Annotated in this window: 21 protein-coding genes and 2 pseudogenes; 11 read left to right on the plus strand and 12 right to left on the minus strand. The window is 67.9% G+C overall.

Annotation, left to right across the window (positions count from 1 at the left end; genetic code table 11):
• Positions 1 to 116 precede the first annotated feature (116 nt).
• The 3 genes from KV203_RS15685 to KV203_RS15695 are packed head-to-tail and all read left to right on the plus strand — an operon-like array spanning position 117 to position 2,644.
• Positions 117 to 1,913 (plus strand): acetyl/propionyl/methylcrotonyl-CoA carboxylase subunit alpha, encoded by a 1,797-nt coding sequence (locus KV203_RS15685; RefSeq protein WP_066473056.1) that lies wholly within the window; start codon positions 117 to 119, stop codon positions 1,911 to 1,913.
• A 24-nt stretch (positions 1,914 to 1,937) separates the two neighbouring features.
• Positions 1,938 to 2,303 carry a DUF1707 SHOCT-like domain-containing protein gene (locus tag KV203_RS15690; RefSeq protein WP_066472985.1) on the plus strand — a complete coding sequence of 122 codons (366 nt, stop codon included), beginning with the start codon at positions 1,938 to 1,940 and terminating at the stop codon, positions 2,301 to 2,303.
• Positions 2,303 to 2,644: a hypothetical protein gene (locus tag KV203_RS15695; RefSeq protein WP_066472988.1), complete on the plus strand. Its 342-nt coding sequence runs from the start codon at positions 2,303 to 2,305 to the stop codon at positions 2,642 to 2,644. The genes KV203_RS15690 and KV203_RS15695 overlap by 1 nt, the downstream gene beginning before the upstream one ends.
• Here KV203_RS15695 and KV203_RS15700 read toward each other — a convergent pair.
• From KV203_RS15700 to KV203_RS15715, 4 genes are all read right to left on the minus strand, one after another.
• Positions 2,626 to 2,922 (minus strand): ArsR/SmtB family transcription factor, encoded by a 297-nt coding sequence (locus KV203_RS15700; protein WP_066472990.1) that lies wholly within the window; start codon positions 2,920 to 2,922, stop codon positions 2,626 to 2,628. The two genes, KV203_RS15695 and KV203_RS15700, sit on opposite strands and share 19 nt — an antisense overlap.
• Entirely contained in the window at positions 2,912 to 3,574 is a 663-nt protein-coding gene (locus KV203_RS15705; RefSeq protein WP_083530217.1) for an SRPBCC domain-containing protein, read from the minus strand. The genes KV203_RS15700 and KV203_RS15705 overlap by 11 nt, the downstream gene beginning before the upstream one ends.
• Positions 3,575 to 3,658: 84 nt before the next feature.
• Entirely contained in the window at positions 3,659 to 4,126 is a 468-nt protein-coding gene (locus KV203_RS15710) for an Lrp/AsnC family transcriptional regulator (protein ID WP_066472993.1), read from the minus strand.
• Between the two features lie 47 nt (positions 4,127 to 4,173).
• Positions 4,174 to 4,752, minus strand: coding sequence for a histidine phosphatase family protein (locus KV203_RS15715; RefSeq protein ID WP_255246962.1), 579 nt, complete (start codon positions 4,750 to 4,752; stop codon positions 4,174 to 4,176).
• A gap of 75 nt (positions 4,753 to 4,827) precedes the next feature.
• Here KV203_RS15715 and KV203_RS15720 point away from each other — a divergent pair, with 75 nt between their 5' ends.
• A complete protein-coding gene (locus KV203_RS15720) occupies positions 4,828 to 9,264 on the plus strand; it encodes an Lhr family ATP-dependent helicase (RefSeq protein WP_066472995.1) in 4,437 nt (1,478 codons plus the stop codon).
• Between the two features lie 177 nt (positions 9,265 to 9,441).
• Here the strand turns inward: KV203_RS15720 and KV203_RS15725 are convergent, their stop codons facing one another.
• The 6 genes and pseudogenes from KV203_RS15725 to KV203_RS15750 form a co-directional block, all read right to left on the minus strand.
• Positions 9,442 to 11,040 carry a GMC oxidoreductase gene (locus tag KV203_RS15725; protein ID WP_066472997.1) on the minus strand — a complete coding sequence of 533 codons (1,599 nt, stop codon included), beginning with the start codon at positions 11,038 to 11,040 and terminating at the stop codon, positions 9,442 to 9,444.
• The gene (locus KV203_RS15730) at positions 11,027 to 12,046 is read right to left on the minus strand and encodes an NADP-dependent oxidoreductase (RefSeq protein ID WP_066472999.1); all 1,020 of its coding nucleotides are present in this window, start codon (positions 12,044 to 12,046) and stop codon (positions 11,027 to 11,029) included. The genes KV203_RS15725 and KV203_RS15730 overlap by 14 nt, the downstream gene beginning before the upstream one ends.
• A gap of 208 nt (positions 12,047 to 12,254) precedes the next feature.
• Entirely contained in the window at positions 12,255 to 13,235 is a 981-nt protein-coding gene (locus tag KV203_RS15735) for an enoyl-CoA hydratase/isomerase family protein (protein ID WP_066473001.1), read from the minus strand.
• An 84-nt stretch (positions 13,236 to 13,319) separates the two neighbouring features.
• Positions 13,320 to 14,593 (minus strand): IS3 family transposase gene (locus KV203_RS15740; RefSeq protein WP_157080012.1). Its coding sequence is split into 2 segments (ribosomal slippage): positions 13,320 to 14,305 and positions 14,305 to 14,593, totalling 1,275 coding nucleotides; the frame shifts between segments, so codons are not numbered across the junction.
• A 51-nt stretch (positions 14,594 to 14,644) separates the two neighbouring features.
• Positions 14,645 to 15,346: pseudogene (locus tag KV203_RS15745) on the minus strand (alpha/beta hydrolase); the annotation flags it as partial.
• A gap of 61 nt (positions 15,347 to 15,407) precedes the next feature.
• A complete protein-coding gene (locus tag KV203_RS15750) occupies positions 15,408 to 16,241 on the minus strand; it encodes an alpha/beta fold hydrolase (RefSeq protein ID WP_066472329.1) in 834 nt (277 codons plus the stop codon).
• Positions 16,242 to 16,482: 241 nt separating this feature from the next.
• Between KV203_RS15750 and KV203_RS15755 the strand changes: the two genes are divergently transcribed.
• Positions 16,483 to 17,067, plus strand: coding sequence for a TetR/AcrR family transcriptional regulator (locus tag KV203_RS15755; protein WP_066472332.1), 585 nt, complete (start codon positions 16,483 to 16,485; stop codon positions 17,065 to 17,067).
• Positions 17,068 to 17,185: 118 nt separating this feature from the next.
• On the opposite strand, the gene KV203_RS15760 is transcribed toward KV203_RS15755, so the two are convergent.
• A complete protein-coding gene (locus tag KV203_RS15760; protein ID WP_066472334.1) occupies positions 17,186 to 17,467 on the minus strand; it encodes a hypothetical protein in 282 nt (93 codons plus the stop codon).
• A 50-nt stretch (positions 17,468 to 17,517) separates the two neighbouring features.
• Between KV203_RS15760 and KV203_RS15765 the strand changes: the two genes are divergently transcribed.
• From KV203_RS15765 to KV203_RS15790, 6 genes and pseudogenes are all read left to right on the plus strand, one after another.
• Entirely contained in the window at positions 17,518 to 18,669 is a 1,152-nt protein-coding gene (locus tag KV203_RS15765) for a winged helix DNA-binding domain-containing protein (RefSeq protein ID WP_066472337.1), read from the plus strand.
• A 22-nt stretch (positions 18,670 to 18,691) separates the two neighbouring features.
• Entirely contained in the window at positions 18,692 to 19,099 is a 408-nt protein-coding gene (locus KV203_RS15770; protein WP_066472339.1) for a DUF1801 domain-containing protein, read from the plus strand.
• Between the two features lie 13 nt (positions 19,100 to 19,112).
• Positions 19,113 to 19,867 (plus strand): annotated as a pseudogene (locus tag KV203_RS15775) (DNA-formamidopyrimidine glycosylase family protein).
• 79 nt (positions 19,868 to 19,946) lie between these two features.
• Positions 19,947 to 21,119, plus strand: a complete 1,173-nt coding sequence (locus KV203_RS15780) for an AI-2E family transporter (RefSeq protein WP_066472345.1) — start codon at positions 19,947 to 19,949, stop codon at positions 21,117 to 21,119.
• 36 nt (positions 21,120 to 21,155) lie between these two features.
• Positions 21,156 to 21,503 carry a hypothetical protein gene (locus KV203_RS15785; RefSeq protein ID WP_066472348.1) on the plus strand — a complete coding sequence of 116 codons (348 nt, stop codon included), beginning with the start codon at positions 21,156 to 21,158 and terminating at the stop codon, positions 21,501 to 21,503.
• An 86-nt stretch (positions 21,504 to 21,589) separates the two neighbouring features.
• Positions 21,590 to 22,513 (plus strand): acetoacetate decarboxylase family protein, encoded by a 924-nt coding sequence (locus tag KV203_RS15790; protein ID WP_066472350.1) that lies wholly within the window; start codon positions 21,590 to 21,592, stop codon positions 22,511 to 22,513.
• Here the strand turns inward: KV203_RS15790 and KV203_RS15795 are convergent.
• Positions 22,469 to 23,629: a hypothetical protein gene (locus tag KV203_RS15795; protein ID WP_066472353.1), complete on the minus strand. Its 1,161-nt coding sequence runs from the start codon at positions 23,627 to 23,629 to the stop codon at positions 22,469 to 22,471. The genes KV203_RS15790 and KV203_RS15795 overlap by 45 nt on opposite strands.
• Positions 23,630 to 23,635 lie beyond the last annotated feature (6 nt).

Below are 23,635 nucleotides of genomic sequence, written 5' to 3' on the forward strand. Positions count from 1 at the left end.
CCTCGATACCGCCGCCGGTCGGCCCGGCACCGGTGCCTACACTCACGACGACTGCCTACACTCACGACGACGACAACATCGATCGCTCCCAGATCGATCGCTCCCAGGAGGTCCGGGTGCCCAATCACACCAGCGCGCAGATCACGAAGGTGCTCGTGGCGAACCGAGGTGAGATCGCCGTGCGGGTGATTCGGGCCGCCCGGGATGCCGGGTTGGCCAGCGTGGCGGTGTATGCGGAGCCGGACGCCGACGCGCCGTTCGTGAAGTTGGCCGACGAGGCGTTCGCCCTGGGCGGACAGACGTCGGCGGAGTCCTACCTGGTCTTCGACAAGATTCTGGCGGCGGCGGCCCAGGCGGACGCGGACGCGATCCATCCAGGCTACGGCTTCCTGTCCGAGAACGCCGATTTCGCGCAGGCGGTGATCGATGCCGGCCTGATCTGGATCGGGCCGTCACCGCAGGCCATCCGCGACCTCGGCGACAAGGTGACCGCCCGGCATATCGCCGAGCGGGCGCAGGCCCCGATGGCGGCCGGCACCAAGGACCCGGTGCAGAGTGCGGACGAGGTCGTCGCGTTCGCCGAGGAATACGGCGTGCCGGTCGCGATCAAAGCCGCTTTCGGCGGCGGCGGGCGCGGAATGAAGGTCGCCTACTCGATCGACGAGATCCCCGAGTTGTACGCGTCGGCGGTGCGCGAGGCGACGGCCGCCTTCGGCCGCGGCGAGTGCTTCGTCGAGCAGTACCTGGACAAGGCCCGACACGTCGAAGCACAGGTGATCGCCGACCAGCACGGCAACGTGATCGTCGCCGGCACCCGGGACTGCTCGCTGCAGCGACGATTCCAGAAGCTGGTGGAGGAAGCGCCGGCGCCGTTCCTGACCGAGGAGCAACGCCGCCGCATCCACGAGTCGGCGAAAGCCATCTGCCGCGAGGCGGGCTACTACGGCGCCGGCACCGTGGAGTACCTGGTGCAGGGCGACACGGTGTCGTTTCTGGAGGTCAACACCCGGCTGCAGGTCGAGCATCCGGTCACCGAGGAGACCAGCGGGCTCGACCTCGTCCGGCAACAGTTCCGGATCGCCGACGGCGAAGTCCTCGAACTGACCGAAGACCCCACCCCGCGCGGACACTCGATCGAGTTCCGGATCAACGGCGAAGATCCCGGACGCGGCTTCCTGCCCGCTCCGGGTCCGGTCACCGAGTATCACGAGCCCGCCGGCCCGGGCGTGCGGGTGGACTCCGGCGTCACCCGCGGCAGCGTGATCGGTGGCCAGTTCGATTCCATGCTGGCCAAGCTGATCGTCACCGGCGAGAACCGCACCCAGGCGCTGGAGCGAGCGCGGCGCGCGCTCGACGAGTTCCAGGTCGAGGGTTTGGCGACGGTCCTGCCGTTCCACCGGCACATCGTGCGCAATCCGGCGTTCATCGGGGACGGCGAGAAGTTCGACGTCTATACCCGCTGGATCGAAACCGATTGGGAGAACCCGATCGAGCCGTACACCGGCGCGGTCGGGTTGGCCGACGACGCGCCGGCGCCCCGACAGACCGTCGTGGTCGAGGTCGGCGGACGCCGCGTCGAGGTCTCGCTGCCCGGGCAGTTCAACCTGTCCGGCGGGGGCGACGGGTCCACCGGCTCCGGCACCGTCCGACGCAAGCCCAAGCCCCGCAAACGTGGCGGCACCGGTGCCGGCGCGGCCTCGGGCGACGCGGTCACCGCACCGATGCAGGGCACGGTGGTCAAAGTCGCCGTGGCGGAGGGACAGGCCGTGCAGGCCGGCGACCTGATCGCGGTGCTCGAAGCCATGAAGATGGAAAACCCGGTGAACGCGCACAAGGCCGGCACGGTGACCGGTCTCGCCGTGGAGCCCGGCGCCGCGATCACGCAGGGCACCGTGCTCGCCGAGATCAAATGATCGAGCGGCCGTAGGGCTGGAGCCGTGGCGGACCGACCGGAAACCCGGATCGACGCGGCCGATCGAGCACGGGCGTCGGCCGCGTTGGACACCCACTACGCAGCCGGCCGACTGAGCACCGCGGAACTGGACGAACGCCGCGCTGCGGTCACCGATGCAACGAGTCGGGCCGAGCTCGACGCGATTTTCGTCGATCTGCCGGATACCGTTGCCCCGCCCGCCCCGGCCGCTCGGCCGACTCGGGACTGGTCGCTTGTCGTCGCGATCCTGCTGCCGATCGTGGCGATCGTGGTCGCCACCACCACCGGCAGTTGGTGGTGGCTCCTGCTGATCCCGGCCGGCGGGATGTTCTTCGCCGCCTTGCCCACGCTGCGCAAGCGTCGCCGCTGATGGAACCGATCGAAGTGAACGCCGGTCGGTGGTATCTGCGGGCGCTGCGATCCGACGGCCGGGTCGACGACCGGACCGCGCTGGCGGCCGGCGGCATCGTCGACCCCGACTACGTCGCTCGGCGACACACCGAATGGGCCGCGGAAACCCACTTCTCCTGGGCGGTGTGTGAGCCGACCACCGGCGAACTGCTCGCCGAAGTCGGCCTGACTCCCGGATCGGACGGGACGGCGCAGCTGTCCGGCTGGGCCCGACCCGGGCATGCCGGCGCGTTGGACGACGCCCGCGCCACGATCCGCCGGTTCGCAGAGCAAGCACTCGGCTACTCGGTCTGCGACTGACCGTTCGGCTCCCCGGACAACCCCGCCAACCACTGGGCGACCCCCTGCAGACCGGCGGATTCGAGGCCGTACCAGCGGGTCGAACCGACCGCGCGAACCCGGCAGCACCCCGCCTCGCGCAACGTCCGCAATTGCATCGAAACCGCCGGCTGACCGATCCCGAACTCGTCGCCGATCACTTTTACCAGCTCCCCGGCCGGCCGCTCCGCCCCCACCAACAGCTCCAGAATTCGTCGCCGGACCGGATCGGCAAGTATCGCGAACGGATCATTCGCCAACGGGCCGCCCGTGGTAAATCATCCGGCACCGCTCGGCCCGGGCTTCCACCCGGGCGCGATCCACCCCGGCCGACAGTTCGGCGGACGACCACCGTTCCCCGGACCCGACGACGAACTGCGATCCCTCCGGCCCCGAGTACCACACCCCGGCTTCGGCGATCGATCCCCACCAGCGGCCGGCCACATGGTCGAGCAGACCGAGCAGTGCGAGATCCCAGGAAACCCCGACGGCGCCCGCACCGAATCGCCGCCAACGTTTGCCGGTGTCGGCGAACTCGTGCCGCAGGATGAGCGCCGTACCGACCGCGGCGGGCGCCACCGCAACCTCCACCCAGCCGATATCACCGTTGTATTCCCAGGTCAACGTGAACGTTCCGGGTGGATCGCAGAACTCGACCGTGCCGACCGCAGCGCCTTCGATCCGATAGCGACCACCGGGGCGCAGGTCGCCCTCGACCCGGCCGAGCCAATGGGCACTCCGCTCCGGGCTGGTGATGGCATTCCAGAGGTCACGTTGGCTGGTCGGAAAGGTCCGGCGAAGCGTCTGCCGAACGGTGACGACGCCGGCCCGCTCACGCAACTCGACGGTCCGGTACGTGCCCCCGAGCAGCGCCACGGGGTCCAACGTCACCCGCTTGGAATCAGGCTTCATTGATATCAATTTACCTCGGCCAACTCCGCCATACGAGGTTTTTGCCACTATTTTTCGGGGCTTCGTCAGCTCGACGAACGTTCTCTACCGCTCGAAGAAGGTTCGTAACACCACCGCAGTATGCGTACCTGCCCGCGATATCGCCCGAATCTCCTGGAGCACGTGTTCGAGCCGGTCCGCCGAACCGGCCCGAACCAACAGCAGGTAACCCGCCGCACCGGTCACCGAATAGCACGCCTCGACCGCCGGCAGACCCCGCAACCGGTCGGGAACGTCCTCCGTCGGCACCGTCGGGTCCAGCGGGGTGAGCGCCACGAACGCCGAGAGCGCCAGACCCAGCACCGTCGGATCGACGCTGGCACTGTAGCCGCGAATCACGCCACGGGTCTCCAGCCGGCGAACCCGCGACTGGACCGCCGATACCGACAGTCCGGCCTTCTCGGCAAGCGCGGCCAGCGTTGCCCGACCGTCTGCCATCAACTCCTCGACCAGAAGCCGGTCGACCTCGTCCAACGAAGGGGCAGCTGCCACGAGGCGCAGGGTACCCAGCATTCGGCGGGAACTGCGGAACTGCAATCGGACAGCGATGTCGCGCCGGATCAGGACGGGCCGGTCGGATACCGCGGGCCGGTCGCGCGCAACGTCCAGGTCTTCCCCCGCCGGTGCAGCCGAGTCACCCCGAGCGGGGGAACATCCACTCGCCAGAAACCGCTCGGCGGCGCGCCGAGGGCGGCCACCACCGCGGCGCGCACCACTGCAGGGTGGGTGACCGCAATCGTCGGCTCCTCCACCGTAGCCAGCCAGCGCACGACGCGATCCAGCACGGCGCCGACCGACTCGCCGCCGTGCGCCCGGAAATCCGGATCGGCAAGCCAATCGGCGAGTTCGCCGGCCGGCACCTCGGCCGGCGCACGACCACGCCACCGTCCGGCGTCGAGGTCACGCAACGCCGGATCGACGACCCCGACGAGGCCGAGTTCGGCCGCGGTGGTCCGGCACCGGAGCTCGGGACCGAAAACCACCCGCCCCGAACCGAACGGGGCGCATCGGGCCAGCTCCCGGTGGCCGCCCTCGTCGATCGGCTCGTCGGCCGGGAATCGGGCCCGGCGCAGCGCCATGGTCGACGCGTGCGATATCAGGACCAGCCGCACCACCCGTTCGCGGATGTCGGAAGACACCCGGGCGACTGTATAGCTACCCGCGTCGAGCCGGGCGATCCGCACGGTGTCGGTCCCCGGAGGCAGACTGATCGCGTGCACTCGTCCCCGCCCACCGCGCCCGGACCGGCGGCGTTCTCCCCGGCGGCGTTCTCCCGCGCGACCCGGGAGTGGTTCGACGGTGCATTCCCGGCGCCGACGGCGGCACAGCTCGGGGCCTGGGCAGCGATCGCCGCGGGGGAACACACGCTGGTCGTCGCGCCGACCGGTTCGGGCAAGACCCTGTCGGCGTTCCTCTGGGCGATCGATCGGCTGGCCGCCCGGCCGGTACCGACCGCGAAAACCACCGTGCTCTACATCTCGCCGCTCAAGGCACTCGCGGTCGACGTGGAGCGCAACCTCCGCTCCCCGCTGGTCGGCATCACCCAGACCGCGCGGCGGCTCGGCCTCGACCCGCCGGAGATCTCGGTCGGGGTGCGCAGTGGCGACACCAGCCCGGCCGGGCGCCGCGCGTTGCTCCGAACCCCACCGGACATCCTGATCACCACCCCCGAATCACTGTTCCTGATGCTCACCTCGGCGGCGCGGGAAACCCTCGACGCGGTCGAAACGGTGATCGTGGACGAAGTCCACGCGATCGCGAACACCAAGCGCGGGGCGCACCTCGCGCTGTCGCTGGCCCGGCTCGACCGGATGCTTTACCAGCCGGTGCAACGGATCGGGCTGTCGGCGACCGTGCGCCCGCACGACGAGATCGGCCGCTTCCTCACCGGTTCCGCGCCGATCACGATCGTCGCGCCGCCCACCCCGAAGACGTTCGATCTCACCGTCCGGGTTCCGGTCGAGGACATGACGGCGCTCGACGAGGACGGCGGCGGCGGCTCGATCTGGCCGTACGTGGATTCGTCGATCGTCGATCTGGTGCTCGAACACCGGTCCTCGATCGTGTTCGCGAACTCCCGCGGCCAGGCCGAACGACTCACCGCCCGGCTGAACGAGGAGTACGCCGGCCGCGCCGGCACGCCCGACGAGGGCGAACTGCTCGCCCGTTCGCACCACGGCTCGGTGAGCAAGGAGCAGCGGACGATCATCGAGGACGACCTCAAATCGGGTCGGTTGCGCTGCGTCGTCGCCACCAGCAGCCTGGAGCTCGGCATCGACATGGGCGCGGTCGACCTGGTGGTGCAGGTCGCTGCGCCCCCGTCGGTGTCCAGTGGTCTGCAGCGGGTGGGCCGGGCCGGGCATCAGGTCGGCGAGATCTCCCGCGGCGTGCTGTTTCCCAAACATCGCGCCGACGTGTTGCATTGCGCGGTCACCGCACAGCGGATGAGCGCGGGACAGATCGAGGCGATGGCCGTTCTGGCGAACCCGCTCGACATCCTCGCCCAGCAGACCGTCGCCGCCTGCGCGCTGGAACCGATCGATGTCGACGACTGGTTCGACACGGTCCGGCGCACCGGCAATTTCGCGACCCTGCCGCGCTCGGTCTATCTGTCCGTGCTGGATCTGCTGGCCGGGCGTTACCCCTCGGACGAGTTCGCCGAGCTGCGCCCCCGGGTGATCTGGGATCGTGATGCCGGCACGCTGACCGGCCGGCCCGGCGCCCAACGGCTGGCGGTCACCTCCGGTGGGGCGATCCCCGATCGCGGCTTGTTCACCGTGTACCTGGTCGGGGAAAAGCTCAGCCGGGTAGGCGAACTCGACGAAGAGATGGTGTACGAGTCCCGAGTCGGCGACGTGTTCACCCTGGGGGCGACCAGTTGGCGGATCGAGGAGATCACCTTCGATCGGGTCCTCGTGACTCCCGCACCGGGCCAGCCGGCGCGACTGCCGTTCTGGCACGGCGACGGGCTGGGCCGGCCGGCCGAGCTGGGCGCCGCCCTGGGTGCGTTCCTCCGCCACGACCGCGCCACGATCGAACGGCAATGCGCCGAGGCCGGGCTGGACGGCAACGCGACCGCCAACCTGCTGGCGCTGCTCGACGAGCAGCGCACCGCCACCGGCACCGTGCCGACCGACCGGACACTGGTGGTCGAACGATGCCGCGACGAGCTGGGCGATTGGCGGCTGATCCTGCACTCGCCGTACGGGCAGCCGGTGCATGCGCCGTGGGCGTCGGCGGTCGGCGCCCGACTCCGCGAGCGGTTCGGCGTCGATGCCGCACCCACCGCGTCCGACGACGGCATCGTGGTCCGACTGCCGGACACCGAGAACGCCCCACCGGGAATGGAGCTGTTCGTCTTCGCCTCGGACGAGATCGACGACCTGGTGACCGAACAGGTCGGCGGGTCGGCGCTGTTCGCCTCCCGGTTCCGCGAGTGCGCCGCGCGGGCGTTGCTGTTACCGCGCCGCGACCCGGGTAAGCGAGCCCCGCTGTGGCAGCAGCGCCAACGCTCGGCCCAGCTGCTCGACGTGGCCCGCAAGTTTCCGACCTTCCCGATCCTGTTGGAAACGGTCCGCGAATGCCTCCAGGACGTCTACGACCTGCCAGCGCTGCGCGAGGTGCTCGGCCGCATCGAGCAACGCCGGATCCGCCTGGTCGAGGTGGAGACCCCGACCCCGTCACCGTTCGCGAACGCGCTGCTGTTCGATTACATCGGACAGTTCATGTACGAGGGCGACAGCCCGCTCGCCGAGCGCCGCGCCGCCGCGTTGTCGCTGGACTCCGCGTTGTTGGCCGAGCTGTTGGGCCGGGTCGAACTGCGCGAGTTGCTGGACGCGGATGTCCTGACCCGGACCGAACGCGAGCTGCAACGACTCGCCCCGGATCGGCACGCTCGCGACGTCGAGGGCGTCGCCGATCTGCTGCGACTCCTCGGTCCGTGTACCACCGACGAGCTGGTCGATCGCACCGACGGACCCGCCGCGCAGTGGGTTGCCGAGCTGGTAACCGCACGCCGCGCGCTGCAGGTCCGGTACGCCGGGGACACGTGGTGGGCGGCGATCGAGGATGCCAGCCGGCTGCGCGACGCGCTGGGTGTTCCGTTGCCGATCGGCACGCCCACCGCCTTCGTCGAGCCGGTTGTCGACCCGTTGGGCGATCTGCTCGCCCGCTACGCCCGCACCCACGGCCCGTTCGGCACCGGGCAGGCGGCGCAGCGGTTCGGCCTCGGGCCGGCCGTGGCGGCGACCGCCCTGCGACGGCTGGCGGTCGAGAAGCGATTGATCGAGGGCGAGTTCACCCCGGGCGCGACCGGCAGCGAGTGGTGCGACGTCGAGGTGTTGCGCCGGTTACGTCGCCGCTCGCTCGCGGCCGCGCGAGACGAGATCGAGCCGGTCCCGACCTCCGCGCTGGCCCGATTTCTGCCGGCCTGGCAGCAGGTCGGCGGACCGGTAGCCGGCCTCGACGGGCTCCTCACAACGGTGGAACAACTTGCCGGCGTGCCGATTCCGGCCTCCGCCTGGGAGTCGCTGGTCCTACCGCAGCGGATCCGAGGCTACTCGCCGGGTCTGCTGGACGAACTGACTGCGACCGGTGAGGTGGTCTGGTCGGGGCACGGCGCGATCGGAACCAAGGACGGCTGGATCGCCCTGCATCTCGCCGATCAGGCACCGCTGACCCTGCCGCCGGCGGTCGCGCCGGCGGCGACCGAGCTGCATCCGGCGATTCTCGCCGCCCTCGGCGGCGGCGGTGCGTACTTTTTCCGGCAGCTGTCCGAGACCGTGGCGAGCGACGACGACGCAGCGCTGGTGACCGCTCTGTGGGAATTGGTCTGGGCCGGGCTGATCACCAACGACACGTTCGCGCCGGTACGCGCATCGATGGCCGGGCCGAGCCGCACGACCACCAGTCACCGTTCCCCACGCCGCGCCCCGCGCACCCGCGGCTATCGCGTGCCACGGCCGACCCTGCCGACCCGGAGCGGACCGCCGACCGCCGCCGGTCGCTGGTCGCTGCTGCCCGAGCCGGAACCGGACGAGACCCTGCGCGCCCACGCTGCCGCGGACAATCTGCTCGAACGCTACGGCGTCGTCACCCGAGGTGCGGTGGTGAACGAGGGCCTGCCCGGCGGCTTCGCGCTGGCCTATCGGGTGCTGTCCCGGTTCGAGGACGGCGGTCGCTGCCGACGCGGCTATTTCGTGGATACGCTCGGCGGCGCCCAGTTCGCCACCTCCGCCGTGGTGGACCGGCTGCGCAGCTTCGCCGAACCCGGCAAAGAACCCACCGCGGTCGCGTTGGCGGCGTGCGACCCGGCCAATCCGTACGGCGCGGCGTTGCCCTGGCCGGCGCACCCGGACGATCAGGTCACCCATCGCCCGGGCCGCAAGGCCGGCGCGCTCGTCGTCCTGGTCGACGGCGAGCTGACCCTCTATCTGGAACGCGGCGGACGGACGATGCTGACCTTCGCCGACGACGACGCGCGTTGCGCCCTCGCCGCCGGCGCGCTGGCCGACCTGGTCCGCCGGGGCCGGGTCGACTCCCTGGTGATCGACCGGGTGGACGCGCAGAGCGTGCACGGCAGCCGGCACGTGCCGTACCTGACCGCGGCCGGCTTCGCCGTCACCCCGCGCGGTCTGCGACTGCGCGGGTGACGGGGCTATCGATGCACGGGCGGTAGCGCGGTTATCTTCGCGCCGCCGGCACGCTCGATTGCCCGCGCTGCGGCATAGGCTTTGTCGACTCCGGTGACGAACACTGTTTGCCCGATGAGCATGGTCATACAGTTCGGCTTTGTGGATCATGACGCCGCGTCGCCGATGCAGTACGTGTCAGAAAACAGTGTGTGTGGGGGGGACCTGGGCCATGGCATATTCGGCGAGCGCAGTGATGGTCAAGGCCGGGTTGACGCCAGGGTTGGCCGGCATCGCCGAGCCGTCGCAGACGAGCATGTTGTGATAGCCGAAAACGCGGAGTTTCGCATCGATGACCCCCTGAGCCCGATCGGCGCCGATGACGGCGCCGCCGAGCAGGTGTGCGGTAGACGGGATATTGCCGAGTCCCTCGAGAACACTGCTCTGGGCGATGCCCCCGGTGCGGTCGGCCAGCCAGCGTGCCGCCTGCTGGCCCATCTCGATGTACGTCGGGCTAGGTCTGTCGCCGTTCTGCACGGTGGAAAGGCGATAGCCGTTTCCCCATCGGCGTTGTCGGGCGCGAAAAGAGATCGCGTTGTCGCGTGATTGCATGACCAGCAGCATGGCCGTGCGCCGGCTCCAACCGACCGGCCATAGTGTCGCCAGCCAGCGTCGGGGGTGCCGCAGAGTGGCGGCGATCCATTTCAGGGGCCGGGTCAGTCGGGTGCCGTCACCGACCAGCACGGTGTAGAGGAGGCTGAGCATGTCGGCGTTCGGCCCATAGGTGAGCAGTTCGATGTGGGTGTCGGCGTCGACGTGCACGCTGCTGCTGGCGGTGACATCGCGCCAGTTTCCCTGATCTTCCGGCAGCAGCACGGTCAGCACGGATTCGCTGTTGGTGCGGACCAATTCACCGAGACGGTCGCTCAGGTTCGGTAATGAACCACCGTGCTTGCAGTTGGCCAGCAGTTCGTTGGTGCCCAAGGCTCCGCCGGCGAACACGACGCCGCGCGTGGTGTAGGTCTGCTCACGTCCGCCGGCGGGATGGATGGTGGTGACGTGGTAGCCGTTGCTGCCGTCGGGGTTGCCTGCAGGGGTCACGTTGATCGCCTGGTGCTCGGGCAGGATGTGCACGCCGTTGCGTTCGGCGAACCACAGGTAGTTCTGGGTCAGGGAGTTCACCGCCCCGACGCGGCAGCCGACCATGCAGGCGCCGCACCGGGCGCAGCCGGTGCGGTCCGGTCCAGCCCCGCCGAAGTAGGGGTCGGGGACGGTTTTCCCGGGCTCGCCGAAGAACACTCCGGTCAACGCACGGCTGACGGTGTCTTCGGTGCCGAAGTGTCGGCCCATTTCCCGAATCCATTGTTGGTGAATCGAATCGAACGGGACCGCCGCTGCGCCGAGCATTCGCTCGGCGGTGTCGTAGTGCGGCTCGAGTTGTTGCTCCCAGTCGCCGAGGTCACGCCACTGCGGGCCGGCGAAGAATTCTTTCTTGGCACGGAGAAGCACGCCGCCGTAGACCAGGCTGCCGCCACCGACACCGCTTTGCGAAGGGAAGAAGATGTGCCGGAATATCGAGGTACGCATGATGCCGAGCTTGCCCAGTCGCGGTGCCCAGGTGTATTTGTCGGACTGCCAGGCTGAGGCGGGTAGGTCCTGCGGAGTGTAGCGGCGGCCGCGTTCGACGACCCCGACCTGAAACCCTTTCTCCGACAAACGAAGTGCGCTGACGCTACCGCCGAAGCCGGAGCCGATGACCAACCAGTCGTAGTCGAAAGGCCGATCACGGGTGGTCATGATCGCCTGCGACGGTCACGACGACTTTGCCTGTGGCGCGGCCATTTTCGACGTAGGCCAACGCGTCGAGCGTGGAGTCGAAGGGATACACCCGATCGATGACCGGTTGGATGACGCCGGCGTCGACGAGGGCACCCAGCTTCCCCAGTTGGTCCCCGTTGGCGGTCATGAACAGGAACGAATAGCTCACCGAGCGTCGTTTGGCCTTGCGCCGCACCGAGAAACTCAGCGCGCGCGTCGCTTGAACCAGCAGCCGGTTGGCCCCGAACTTGCGGGCGAAGGTCGGCTCGGGCGGACCGGCGACCGAGATGACCTGCCCACCAGGTTTGAGGACCTGAAATGATCTGTCCAGAGTTCGGCCGCCCCGGGTGTCCAGGACGAGGTCGTAGTCGCGCAGTTCGGTGGCAAAATCCGTTGTTTTGTAATCGATTACGATGTCAGCGCCGAGCTCTTCGACCCATTCGACGTTCCTGGTACCGGTCGTGGTCGCGACAGTGGCGCCTAGATGTTTGGCTAGTTGGATGGCGATACTGCCCAGGCCACCGGAGCCGGCGTGGATGAGCACCTTCTGCCCCGGCCGCACCCGCGCCTTGTCGACCAGCGCTTGCCAGGCGGTCAGGCCGACCAATGGCAGGGCGGCGGCTTCGTTCATGTCGACGTTGTCCGGCTTTTTCGCGACATCGTTCTCGTCGACGGCGAGGTATTCGGCAAAAGTACCGATACGATCTTGGTTAGGTTTGGCGTAGACCGCGTCGCCGGGGGCGAATCGGCGCACCCGGGGGCCGGTCTTGACCACGATGCCCGCCAGATCGTTTCCGAGGACGAGCGGAAGTTTGTACGGCAGTAGCGGTTTGAGTTCGCCGTTTCTGATCTTGAGGTCCAGTGGATTGATGCTGGTGGCGTGGATCTGCGCCAGGACGTCATCGTCGCGCAGGTCGGGGACGGGACGCTCGACCGGTTCGACCGTGTTTTTCTTGCCGTAGCGGGTGAGGACGAACGCTTTCATGGTGTGGCTTTCCGGGTGCGTCGGTTGGTCGGTGCGGTGTGGGCGGCGCGCAAGGGGCCTTGTCGGTTTGCCGACGGGGTTTCGGGGATGGCGTCCAGAGGCCACGACGGTTTCGCCCCATTCTCATCGGGGGCAGGTAAGCCACCCGGCGCACACGTCCTTACCGGAGGTGAACGAACATCGTGGCGCGAACATGACAGTGCTGCAATCATTTGCGCGACACCCCCGCTGCGACACCGCCGAGCGCAGGTACCGAGCCCGACTCCAGGGCACGGTCGTAAACGTCCTCGTGATAGAGCGGCAGCTCACCCGTGGATTCGGTGTCCGCGAGGTATTGCAACATCAGCTGCTGGCCTTGCCGGGATTGATCGGTACCGAGGAACTCGGTGCGCTCGACGTGCAGGCCTTCCTGCAACGACATCGACCCACCGAAGTAGACCGATCGCTTGATCGCCTCGACCGATCCCTTGGTCCGCTTGCCGAGATACTCGGCGACCGCAACTGCCCGCGTCACGACATCCTCCACCGGCACCACATCGTCGACGGCGCCGTTGGCCAGCGCCTCGGCCGGCGTGAACGGCTTGCCTTCCAAGATCGACACCAGCGCCTTGTGGGTACCGATGAGTCGGGTCAAGCGCTGGCTACCACCGCCGCCGGGCATGATGCCCAGTAGCACTTCGGGCTGACCGATAACGAAGTCGCCGTCGGCCATGATCCGCAGATCGCACGCCCAGGCAAATTCCGCACCCAACCCGAGCGCCGAACCATTAAGTGCTGCAACGAAGACCACGCCGCTGGCGTTCATCTTCAGGAACGTCGCATGGAGCCGATCGAGTTGGGCGACGCCACGCAGCGGGGTCTTCTGCACCACCGGGTCGAGGGCTCGGGCTCGGTCCACACCGCGGGCCAAGCGTAGGGCTGCCGACGCGCTGCGCCGGCCCAACTCGGGCACGGCCGCACCTTCTGCTTGTAGCCATCGGACGTCGGCGTGGCTGACGAATCGACCGGGCCGCGCCCCGGTGAATACGACCGCGTGAATGTCGGGATCGCGGTCCGCCCGATCCACCAGCGCCTCGAGCTGATTGGCGATCTGAAGACCGAACAAGCTGTGCGGCCCGCCGTCCACGTGGACGACGAGCACCGACCCCCGATCGTCGATCACCAAATCGCCTCGCACCTGGTGCGTCATTGTCGACCTTTCCGAACGATGTTTCTATAACGAAGTTTCATAAGGCCATGACGAAGGTTGAACCGCCCCGGAGTGTCCGGAGACCTACGGTCTTGAGTGCTCGGCGGGTGGCTGGGCACTGTGTTGAGCGTAGTGGGCGTCCTCCAGGTTGATGGGTGGGACGTCGCCGCAGCCGCGGTGTAGTCGTCGGTGGTTGAACCAGTCGACCCATTCGGCGGTGGCGAGTTCGAGCGGGTCGATGCCGCGCCACGGACCGCGGCGGCGCACGAGTTCGGTCTTGTAGAGACCGTTAATCGTCTCGGCGAGCGCGTTGTCGTAGGACGAACCGACCGCCCCGACCGACGGTGTGATACCCGTCTCGGTGAGTCGCTCTGCGAACCGGATGGACGTGTACTGGGATCCTCTATCCGTATGGTGGACAACAGAGTCCATCCGGTATCGACCTTCCCGGTTCCGGGTCCAGATCGCGTGTTCGACCGCATCCAACACCAGCGAGGTCGACATCGTGGTGGCGGTGCGCCAGCCGATGATGCGCCGCGCGTAGGCGTCGATCACGAACGCGACATACACCCACCCCGACCACGTGGACACGTAGGTGATGTCGGCGACCCACAAACGGTTCGGGGCGACCGGGGTGAACCTGCGCCGGACCAGGTCCGCCGGCCGCGCCGCTGCCGGGTCGGCGATCGTGGTGCGTTTGACCGCCCCACGGACCACACCGGCCAGCCCGAGCTCACGCATCAGCCGTTCCACCGTGCAGCGAGCCACTCGGGTCCCGTCCCGGTTCAGGGCCAGCCACACCTTCCGGGCGCCGTAGACCTGGTAGTTCTCCTCGTACACCCGGCGAATCAGCACCTCGAGTTGCCGGTCTCGAACCTTCCGTCGGCTCGGCGGCCGGGACCGGTGCTCGTAGTAGGTCGACGGGGCGATCGGCACACCCAACTCGCTGAGTACCGTGCAGATCGACTGGACATCCCACGCCATACCCCCACCGTCACGGTGGCCATGGTGTTCGCTGATGTAGCGAACGATCAACGCTGTGGCCGGTCCAGTTCGGCCGCGAAGAAAGCCGACGCAGAACGCAGGATCGCGTTGGCACGCTTCAACTCGGCGACCTCGCGTCGCAACCGTTTCAGCTCCGCCGATTCCTCCGAGGTCACCCCAGCGCGTTCACCGGAGTCGACCTGTTCCCGGCGGACCCAGTTACGCACCGTCTCCGCCGACCCCACCCCCAACAAGCGCGCGACCTCACCCATCGCCGCCCACTCCGACTCGTGACCCGCACGGATCTCCGCGACCATCCGCACCGCCCGATCCCGCAACTCCGGCGGATACCTCCGCGACGTACTCCCCGACATGAACCCATCCTTCCCAAACGGACAGGTCTCCGGACACTCCGGGGCGGTTCAGTCGCCGTTGGCGATCAGGGTGGGTTGAGTGATCTTCGAGAGGTCCGACGGCGTGAACCGGCCGTAGGCCTTGATCGCTTCGAGCTGGGTCCGGAAGGCGCTGATCGTGATGTCTTTGTCGCGGTCGGTGGTGCGTTCCTCGAGCCGGTTGACGAACTCTTTCCCGGCGCGCTTACCCACGGCGTCGCGGCCGAAGAACAGGAACTCTTTGGGATCGGCACGAGTCAGTTTGGCTCGCAACGTGTCCCAATAGGTGACGCCCGCCACTTTGTCGATGTCTGTGCCGCCGCGTGGCCCGGTCCCGGTGAGCACCAGCCTGCGCACCAGCTGGGGGTGCTCGAGCACCAGGTCCTGGGCGATCATTGCGCCCATGGAGAACGAGAACACGTCGATCTTTGTGAACCCCAACGCTGTGATGAAGGTATAGGCATCGTCGGCAGCTTCTTCGATGGTGCCGGGCACCGACCCACTGGACGCGCCGACACCCTTGTTGTCGAAGGTGATCACATGACGGGTCTTGGCGATCGGGTCGATGATGCGCGGGTCCCAGTTGTCCAGGGTTGCAGCGAGGTGCACAAAGAAGATCACCGGGATGCCGCCTTTGGGACCGAGTTCGCGGTAGGCGTAGGTGGTGCCGCCGGCGGTCACGGTGCGCGACGGCGCTTCGGCGTAGGAGGTGATGATTTCGCTGCCGTTGCTCATGGGTGCTCGTTTCTTCGATAGCGGTGCAGTGCCGGGGATTTTCGTGACGCAGATTGCGGGATCAGTCGGCGAGGAATGCCAGCGCGTCGGGAACGAAGGTGGTGTGGTGCTGGAATATCCCGCCGTGGCCGGAGCGCGGGTAGATCTTCAATTCCGCGTTGGGGATTCGGCGTGCGATGGCTGCGGAAAGGCTGCTCGCAACCATGATGTCGTCGTCGCCGTTGGCGACCAGGACAGGCACCGTGATTCGCGACAGGTCGTCGGGTGCGGCCTTACCGCCGTCGACGATCGCTTTGAGCTGTGCCAGTCGCGCCTGCATCGAGATTTTCTTGTCTCGATCGATGGTGCGTTCCTGCAGGCGGGTGAAGTATTCGGAGGCTGCGCGTTTGCCTTCCGCGGTGCGGGGAAAGAACAGGTATTCGCGGGGGTCTTTGCGTAACAGTAGAGCCTTGACGTAGGCAACGGCAACGGTCCTGCGCATCTCTTCGATACCGCTGCCGCCGCGAGGTCCGGTGCCTGCCAGGATCATTCGCCGTACCAGATCGGGCGCCTCGAGTGCCACCAGCTGGGCGACGCCGCCGCCGAGGGAGAATCCGATCAAGTCCACCTTCGCCAATCCGAGCGCTCGGATGAACGCGATCGCGTCGTCTGCCATCTGGTCGACGTTGTCCGGGACTTTCGATCCGGTGGCACCAACGCCCCGGTTGTCGAAGGCAATGACGCGGTGGTCGGCCGCGATACCGTCGATGACCTTGGGGTCCCAGTCGTCGAGGACGGCAGCGAAGTGGTGCAGGAACAGCACGGGCACGTCGGATTCGGCGCCGAGTTCCCGGTAGGCGAACCGGACACCGTTGACGTCGATGGTCTTGGTGGGGGCGTCTTTCCAGGCGAGCATTGCGAACCTCGTTGTTTTGGAAGATGTTCGGTGTTCATCGGACTGGCGGATTCCGCGCTTGGGACGCAGCGATGCGGTTCCGTTGCGTTTGAGCATCGCAAGGGTGGTGGCGAGTCGACCGCGGTTCGTACAGCGCGTCCATGCGAGCCTCTCGACGGGGGCGATTGATATTACGATCATAATATTATGACTGTACTATCATCGTCAAGAGCGGTTCGCAACACAAGCGGAGGTGAGCGCTATGGCCCGGTACGGTGCGATACACAAGAGCGAGACGCGGCGGCGCATCATCGAGGCTGCCAGCCGACGAATCAAGCAGGACGGTATCGACGGCTCAGGAATCGCGGCGGTCATGTCCGACGCGCATCTCACCAACGGCGCGTTCTACGCGCACTTCGGCTCGAAGAATGACCTGGTCGCCAATGTCATCAGCGATCAACTCGAACAGCAGCGTGTCGCCCTCAGCGCCATACCCGCCGGTCGGGATTCACTGGAAGCCTATATCCGTGGCTATCTGTCCACCGAACACCGAGACAATCAACCCGACGGCTGCCCGACAGCGGCATTACTGAGTGAGATCGGACGCTGCGACAGCGCCGTCAGGGACGCCTACTCCGTTGGGGCACAGTCGATCGTCCGGGAGATCGCGGCACATCTGCCCGCTGAACGAGCAGAAGCGAGTCGGACGCAGACCGCGTGGGGCCTCGTCAGCATCCTCGTCGCGTCCCTGCAACTCGCCCGAGCCATCACCGACCCCACAGTCTCCGCCCAAGTGCTCGACGCCGGAATCGACAATGCACTACAGATACTCGACGCACCGGCGTGAACATCGCCGACAAATCTGATCGGCTCGTTCTGTTCCGCACCATCGGGCATTCACACCCGACGAACCCACGTCGGTAACAGTCCGCCACACATCGGCGACGCCGCGGGCCGTCGACCGATCAGGGCGGCGACCCGCACGGGCTCGCCGAACCGGCGGCCAGCGCGCAGACGATACCGCCGACGGCACCCGCGAACCCGCGGACGACGCCGTCGTCGAGCGCAAGTATCCCCGCGTTGAGCTGATATCCGAGCCCGACGACACCGTCGTACACCGCCGGCGGGACAACGATGTACGGCAGCGCGGTGACCGGTATGTCGAACAGCGGCTCGGCAGCGGCCGACGGCATGGCCACGACGAGCGCGCCCAGCGCCGTCGCCCCGATGATGCTGACTCTGTGCACACCCAAGTCTATCCGTGCCGGTCGGCACATCTCGTGGTAAAGCAGGAGCGATGAGCGCTACGAGCTGGGCGGAACTGGCGGGCCGAACCCTGGCCCGGCAGTTTCCCACGCTGCCGGTTGCGAATCCCCCGACCGCCCTCGACGTGGCCGCGACCCTGGCCGCCATCGGACCGGTGCAGGCGCAGACCGCGCGCTCGCCGTTCCTGGCGCTCGCGGCGCGGCTGCCCGGGATCGAGCACGACACGATCGCCGACGCGTACGAGAACCTGCAGATCGTGCGCGGTAGCAACCTGCGCGGCACCGTGCATACCTGCATCCCGTCCGATCACCCGCTGCTCGAAGTGGCGACCCGGACCGGCCAGCGGAGCTTGTGGCAACGCACGATCAAGCCCGCACACGCCACGCTGGAGCAGATCTGGGCCGGCATCGAGGAGTACGCACACGAGGAGTACCGCACGCCGGCCGAGCTGCTCGCCCACCTGATCGGCTGGCTCGACCGCAACGACCCCGGACATGCTGCACAGCTGTCCGACACCGCCGGCCGGTACTTCGCGTTCGGCCACGGCGGGTTGCTGCGTCGCCCGCTGACCGGCGGCTGGGCCGGCCAGGGTGCCGCTGGTTATCGGACCGCAACTGCCCTCCTCGGCGATCGGACCGCGGTGCTCGCCGACCCGGACAGCGCACTCACCGACCTGGTCGCGCGCCACCTCGCCGCATTCGGACCCGCCGGCCGCCGGGACATCGCCTGGTGGTCCGGGGTCGGGCTGCGCGCGGTGGACGCGGCGCTGGAGCGGCTCGCCGAACGGATCGAGCTGATCGCCTACACCGCGCCGGACGGCGAGGTCTGTGTCGATCTCGCCGATGCGCCGGGCCCGGTCGAGCTGCCCGGGGTGCGGCTGCTGCCCGAGTTCGACGCGCTGCTGTGCGGTTTCGCTCCGCCCGCCCGGGCCCGGTTCGTCGACCCCGATCACTACCGCCGCCTGTGGTCCCCGGACAACGGCCTCCTCGCCGCGCCGATCCTGGTCGACGGTCGGCTCACCGGCTACTGGCGACTGTCCGGCAACGGCCGCCGACGGACCGCCCAGATCACCTGGTTCCCCCGCACCCGCCGGCCGCGCACGGCCGAGTCGGACGAGCAGCTGGCCGCGGTCGAGCGGGCCTACGGGGTGGAGATCACCGGCGTGCAGATCGAGCGCGGATAGCCGGGTCTGGGAGGATCGGTTCATGGCACAGCTCACGACGCGACCGACCGGTGACGACGTCGTCGCGTTCATCGACTCGATAGCCGACGAACGACGTCGAGACGACGCCCGAGCGGTGCTTGCGCTGATCGAGCAGGCCACGAAAGCACCTGCGGTGCTGTGGGGTTCGTCGATCGTCGGATTCGGGACGCGGCGATACACCAACACCACCGGCAGCAACGACTGGTTCGTGGTGGGGTTCTCCCCCCGGAAGGCGGCGCTGACCATCTACGGCGTCCACGACGACGACGGGCCCGCCGACGACCTGCTGGAGCAACTCGGGCCGCACACGACCGGGAAGGCGTGCCTCTACGTCAAACGCCTGGCCGATGTCGACCGACACATCCTCGAACAGCTGGTTCAGCGGGCCTGGCAGCGCGGGCAGGCCTGACCACACTCGACCGATGCCCGAGGGTGACGCCGTCTACCTGACCGCCCGGCGATTGCGCCGGGCGCTGGTCGGGCAGGCACTGACCCGATGCGATATCCGCGTGCCCCGCTACGCCACGGTGGATCTGGCCGGGCAGACGGTGGACGAACAGGGGAGCTACGGCAAGCACCTGTTCACCCGGATCGGCGACTGGTCCATCCACACCCATCTGAAGATGGAAGGCGTCTGGCAGGTGTACCGCCCCGGCGACCGCTGGCGCCGCCCGGCACATCAGGCCCGGATCGTGCTGGGTACCGCCGACACCGACGCGGTCGGCTTCAGCCTCGGCACGGTCGAGGTGCTTCCGCGCGCTGCCGAGCCGGACGCCGTCGCGCATCTCGGACCGGATCTGCTCGGCCCGGATTGGGATCCCACCGAAGCGATGCGCCGATTGCGCCGTGATCCGGCGCGTCCGATCGGGCTGGCCTTGCTGGATCAGACCAATCTGGCCGGTATCGGCAACACTACCGCAGCGAGATCTGCTTCCTGCAACGCGTCGATCCGCGCATGCCGGTCGGCGCCGTGCCGGACCTGGCGGCGCTGATGGACGAAGCACACCGGGTGCTCGACCGGGCCGCGCATCATCCGCCCTGGCGACCACTGGTCTACCGGCGTTATCGATTGCCCTGCCGCCGCTGCGGCACCAACCTGCAGCGGGAGATGATCGGTGCCGACGAAGCCCGCGAACGCGGCGTGTACTTCTGCCCTCGTTGCCAATCGTCGGGATGAGGTACCGCAGCGGCCCGACCAGGTCGGCCGAGCGCGGGCGCAGACCCTAGACTGACGCGGAACGGGAGGACGAAACGACATGCCGGACAACAGTGGTGCGCCCAACCCGGATCACGGACCCGCGACCGATCCGCCCGCCGAGCAGCGCTCCGACGCACCGCTGCTGTCCGGGGTGGTCGTCGGGCTGCTCGGCATCGCCGGCGCGATCATCGCCGCCGCCGGAACCCGGACCGTGTCGTCGATCGTCGCGCCGGTCTTCCTCGCGCTGAACCTGGTGATCGTCGCGCACCCGCTGCAGTCCTGGCTGCGTCGCCACGGGACGCCTACGCTGGCAACAATTCTGATCTGTTACGTGGGGCTGGTCGGGGTGGTCGTGGGCTTGCTCGGTTCGGTCATCTGGGGGGTGGCCGAACTCGTTCTGCGAATGCCTGCCTACAAGAACCAATTCGAGCGCTACTACCAAGAGGGAGTCGACCTGCTGGGACGGCTCGGGATCGCCGAGTCGCAGATCAGCGACAAGCTGCAGAACTTCGACTACACCCGCCTGTTCGGTGTCGCGGAGTCGCTCTTGTCCGGTCTACAGAACTTCGGCTCGTTGCTCGTCGTGATCCTCACCGTCCTGATCTTCATGGTGACCGACGCGATCGGGTTCAGCCGCCGGCTCGACCTGGCCGCGCAGTCTCGCCCCCGGCTGGTCGCCGGGCTCCGCGATTTCTCCTCGGGAGTTCGGCGGTACTGGCTGGTCTCCACGGTGTTCGGCCTGATCGTCGCGGTCCTCGACACCGCCGCCCTGTACCTGCTGGGCGTGCCGTTGGCGCTGGTCTGGGGGGTCTTGGCGTTCGTCACCAACTACATCCCCAACGTCGGCTTCGTGTTGGGGGTGATTCCCCCGGCGCTCCTTGCCCTTTTCGAGGGTGGACCCGGCCTGATGGTGACCGTGATCGTGATCTATTCGGTGCTCAACTTCGTCGTCCAGTCGGTGATCCAGCCGAAGTTCACCGGCGACGCCGTCGGGATGACCACCACGATGGTGTTCTTGTCACTGCTGGTCTGGACCTACGTGCTCGGCGCGCTCGGGGCGCTGCTGGCGGTGCCGGCGTCGCTGTTGGTGAAGGCGCTCGTGGTGGATCACAACCCGGACAATCGCTGGGCGAACGCCTTCATCGCCAGCGACCCGAAGACTGCTCTGCCCCTCCAAACTGCAGCGCCCCTCCAAACTGCAGCGCCCGCCCAGCCACCGCCGGGCAACTGACCGACGACGCCGGCGGAGAGTAGTTAGGCTGAGCTCATGGCGAGCTTCTTCCGGTCACCCGTGGTTCGGGTGGCGAATCGGATCATGACGGCAACCCGCGATATCCCGGTCGTCGGCGGACTGATCCGCCGGAATCTGGTGGTGATCCGTTATCACGGGCGTCGCTCGGGTACCACCTACGAGACCCCGGTCAACTTTCGCCGGTCCGGCGATCGGATCGTGATCGGGGTGATGGCCGCCGACAGCAAACAGTGGTGGCGCAACTTCACCGGCGACGGTGGCCCGATCACCCTGCTCGACCTGGACGGGCGCGATCGGACCGGGCATGCGGTGGCCACTCGTGGCGACGGTGGGGTGCGGGTGACGGTTCAGCTGGACAGCTGAAACCTGAAAGCAGTGTTGACAGCGCTTACATAGCGTCCTATTCTTCGGTGGACCAGCGTCGCGCACCCACCCGAAGGACCAGCCGGATGTCATCGTCGTCACCCACCGCCACCCCGGACCAGGAGACCATTCAGGTCGAACTGGGCACCCGTACCGTCAGCGTCCCGAAAGACGGCCTCTACGCCCGGTATCGGATGAACACCGATCTGGACGAGGTTGCGCGCGATCCCCGCGTGCGCGATGTCGACTTCTTCCGTGGCCTGTCCAAGACGAAGGTCGAATCGCCGATCGGCCCGACCTACACGCCGAACTTCTACTACGCCATCTCGACCGCCCGGCTGGTAATGCTGGCGCCCAGCCGCGCGCTGCGCTCCCGGCTGCCGAAGGAGCTGAGCCCGCTCGAGGTGGCTCCCGGCCTGGGCCTGGCGTCGGTGATGTTCTTCCGCTACGACGTGTGCGACATCGATTTCTATACCGAAGCGGCCGTGGGGATCCCGGTTCGGCCGGCCCGGCATCGCGGATTCGGCTACGCCGACCTCGCGTCCGGGTTGCTGAACGGCCACCTGCACTCGTACGTGCTGTCGTTGCCGGTGAACACCGAGATCGCCCAGGTGCGCGGACACGACGGGTACGGCTTCCCGAAGTGGGTAACCGAGCTCGACGTGGACATCGACGCCGAGCGGGCCACCGCGCGCGTGGCCAACGATGCCGGCGGCACGGACATCGCGTTCTCGGCGCCGACGCCGAAGCAGACGACCTACCCGAGCGGCGAACGGGTCTCCTCGCTCACCTCGTACACCCAGGTCGACGGCAAGTGGCAGGCAACCCTGAATCAGACCAACGCCATGGCGAGCGGGACCCGGATGTTCCCGCGCGAGGTCGACCTGCAGCTGGGCAGCGGCCGGATGTCGGACGACCTGCGATCGCTGAAGACGAGGCGCACAATTCAGCTCGACGTGATGACGTCAGGTCGACTGGCCCTGCACATGCCGGTCCCCACGTCGGTCTGAGACCGACGCCGGTCGGCGGCCGGACGGAATCGTGAAGACCGCCAGCACACAGGCCGTCGCCGCGACGAAGCACAGCGCCGCGTACCAGAGGCTGCCGATGGGGTCACCGGTCTCGGTGACCCCATCGACCGCCCCGAGGTAGTCCGGCAGTGCGGTGATCCAGAGCACCGCGAACACCAGCAGGTAACCGGCGGCGTACCAACGCACCGGATTGTCGGTGTAGCGGTGCGGGTCGGCCGGCTCCCGGCGTATCCGAACCCACTGCCGAGCCAGCACGAGTACGCCGATCACCACGATCACCGCCAGTTCGGCCGCGTAGACCAGCCCGCGGGCGGTGTCGCCGGCCAGGCCGATCACCGTCGCCGGCAACGGCAACAGGAACGTGCCGAGGGAGGCCAGCAACCCGACCGCCACCGTGCGGTAGCCGAGTTCGCCGGCGGTGAACCGGCGGCCTTCATCGGTCGGTTTGCCTACCGACCAGCGCACACAGAACGCCAGTGAGACCGGCCAGAGCGTGGCGAACACCACCACGCTGCCCATCGGAACCGAGGTGAACATGGGCTGGTTGAGCGGGTTGTCCGTGGCCCATTCCCACCACCGCAGCTGCGGACCGAGATGGTCGAAGATCTCGTAGAACAGATGGTGCACGAAGCCCACGCAGATCGCGCCGATCACCGTGCCGTACCGGCCGAACACGCCGAGCATCCGGACGATCTCGTACGCGATCGTCGCCATCGTCGGATAGATCGCCACGATGTAGAGCGGTAGCCGGCCCCAGAGGAACTCGACGCCGAACAGGTTGTGCGCGAACATCGTATCGACGTGGTCGGCGATACCGAACGCACCGGGAAAGTACAGCGGCGGTTCGATCACGAACAGATACGCGGTCGCGCCCAGCCAGAGCACCAGGTTGGTCGGGTCGCCGTGGCGGCGCAGCCGGATGATCGCGTAGCCGAGGGTGAGCACCGCGCCGAGCACGATGGTCGCCTCGAGCACCGGCAACGTCCAGTTCGCCAGCCCGAGCGGGCTACGGAACTCCACCAGACCGCCGGCATCGGCGCAGGTGAAGCCCAGGCGGCCGGACAGGTCGGCGAAGGTATCGGTGCACAGGTCCATCGGGTA

Source organism: Skermania piniformis (assembly GCF_019285775.1).
Classification (GTDB): domain Bacteria; phylum Actinomycetota; class Actinomycetes; order Mycobacteriales; family Mycobacteriaceae; genus Skermania; species Skermania pinensis.

What these genes read in the sequence shown, in the direction of transcription:
- KV203_RS15695 (WP_066472988.1), top strand. Translation starts at nt 2,303, where the DNA reads ATGGAACCGATCGAAGTGAACGCCGGTCGGTGGTATCTGCGGGCGCTG.
- KV203_RS15705 (WP_083530217.1), bottom strand. Translation starts at nt 3,574, where the DNA reads ATGAAGCCTGATTCCAAGCGGGTGACGTTGGACCCCGTGGCGCTGCTC.
- KV203_RS15710 (WP_066472993.1), bottom strand. Translation starts at nt 4,126, where the DNA reads ATGCTGGGTACCCTGCGCCTCGTGGCAGCTGCCCCTTCGTTGGACGAG.
- KV203_RS15725 (WP_066472997.1), bottom strand. Translation starts at nt 11,040, where the DNA reads ATGACCACCCGTGATCGGCCTTTCGACTACGACTGGTTGGTCATCGGC.
- KV203_RS15730 (WP_066472999.1), bottom strand. Translation starts at nt 12,046, where the DNA reads ATGAAAGCGTTCGTCCTCACCCGCTACGGCAAGAAAAACACGGTCGAA.
- KV203_RS15735 (WP_066473001.1), bottom strand. Translation starts at nt 13,235, where the DNA reads ATGACGCACCAGGTGCGAGGCGATTTGGTGATCGACGATCGGGGGTCG.
- KV203_RS15750 (WP_066472329.1), bottom strand. Translation starts at nt 16,241, where the DNA reads ATGCTCGCCTGGAAAGACGCCCCCACCAAGACCATCGACGTCAACGGT.
- KV203_RS15755 (WP_066472332.1), top strand. Translation starts at nt 16,483, where the DNA reads ATGGCCCGGTACGGTGCGATACACAAGAGCGAGACGCGGCGGCGCATC.
- KV203_RS15765 (WP_066472337.1), top strand. Translation starts at nt 17,518, where the DNA reads ATGAGCGCTACGAGCTGGGCGGAACTGGCGGGCCGAACCCTGGCCCGG.
- KV203_RS15770 (WP_066472339.1), top strand. Translation starts at nt 18,692, where the DNA reads ATGGCACAGCTCACGACGCGACCGACCGGTGACGACGTCGTCGCGTTC.
- KV203_RS15780 (WP_066472345.1), top strand. Translation starts at nt 19,947, where the DNA reads ATGCCGGACAACAGTGGTGCGCCCAACCCGGATCACGGACCCGCGACC.
- KV203_RS15785 (WP_066472348.1), top strand. Translation starts at nt 21,156, where the DNA reads ATGGCGAGCTTCTTCCGGTCACCCGTGGTTCGGGTGGCGAATCGGATC.
- KV203_RS15790 (WP_066472350.1), top strand. Translation starts at nt 21,590, where the DNA reads ATGTCATCGTCGTCACCCACCGCCACCCCGGACCAGGAGACCATTCAG.
- KV203_RS15795 (WP_066472353.1), bottom strand. Translation starts at nt 23,629, where the DNA reads ATGGACCTGTGCACCGATACCTTCGCCGACCTGTCCGGCCGCCTGGGC.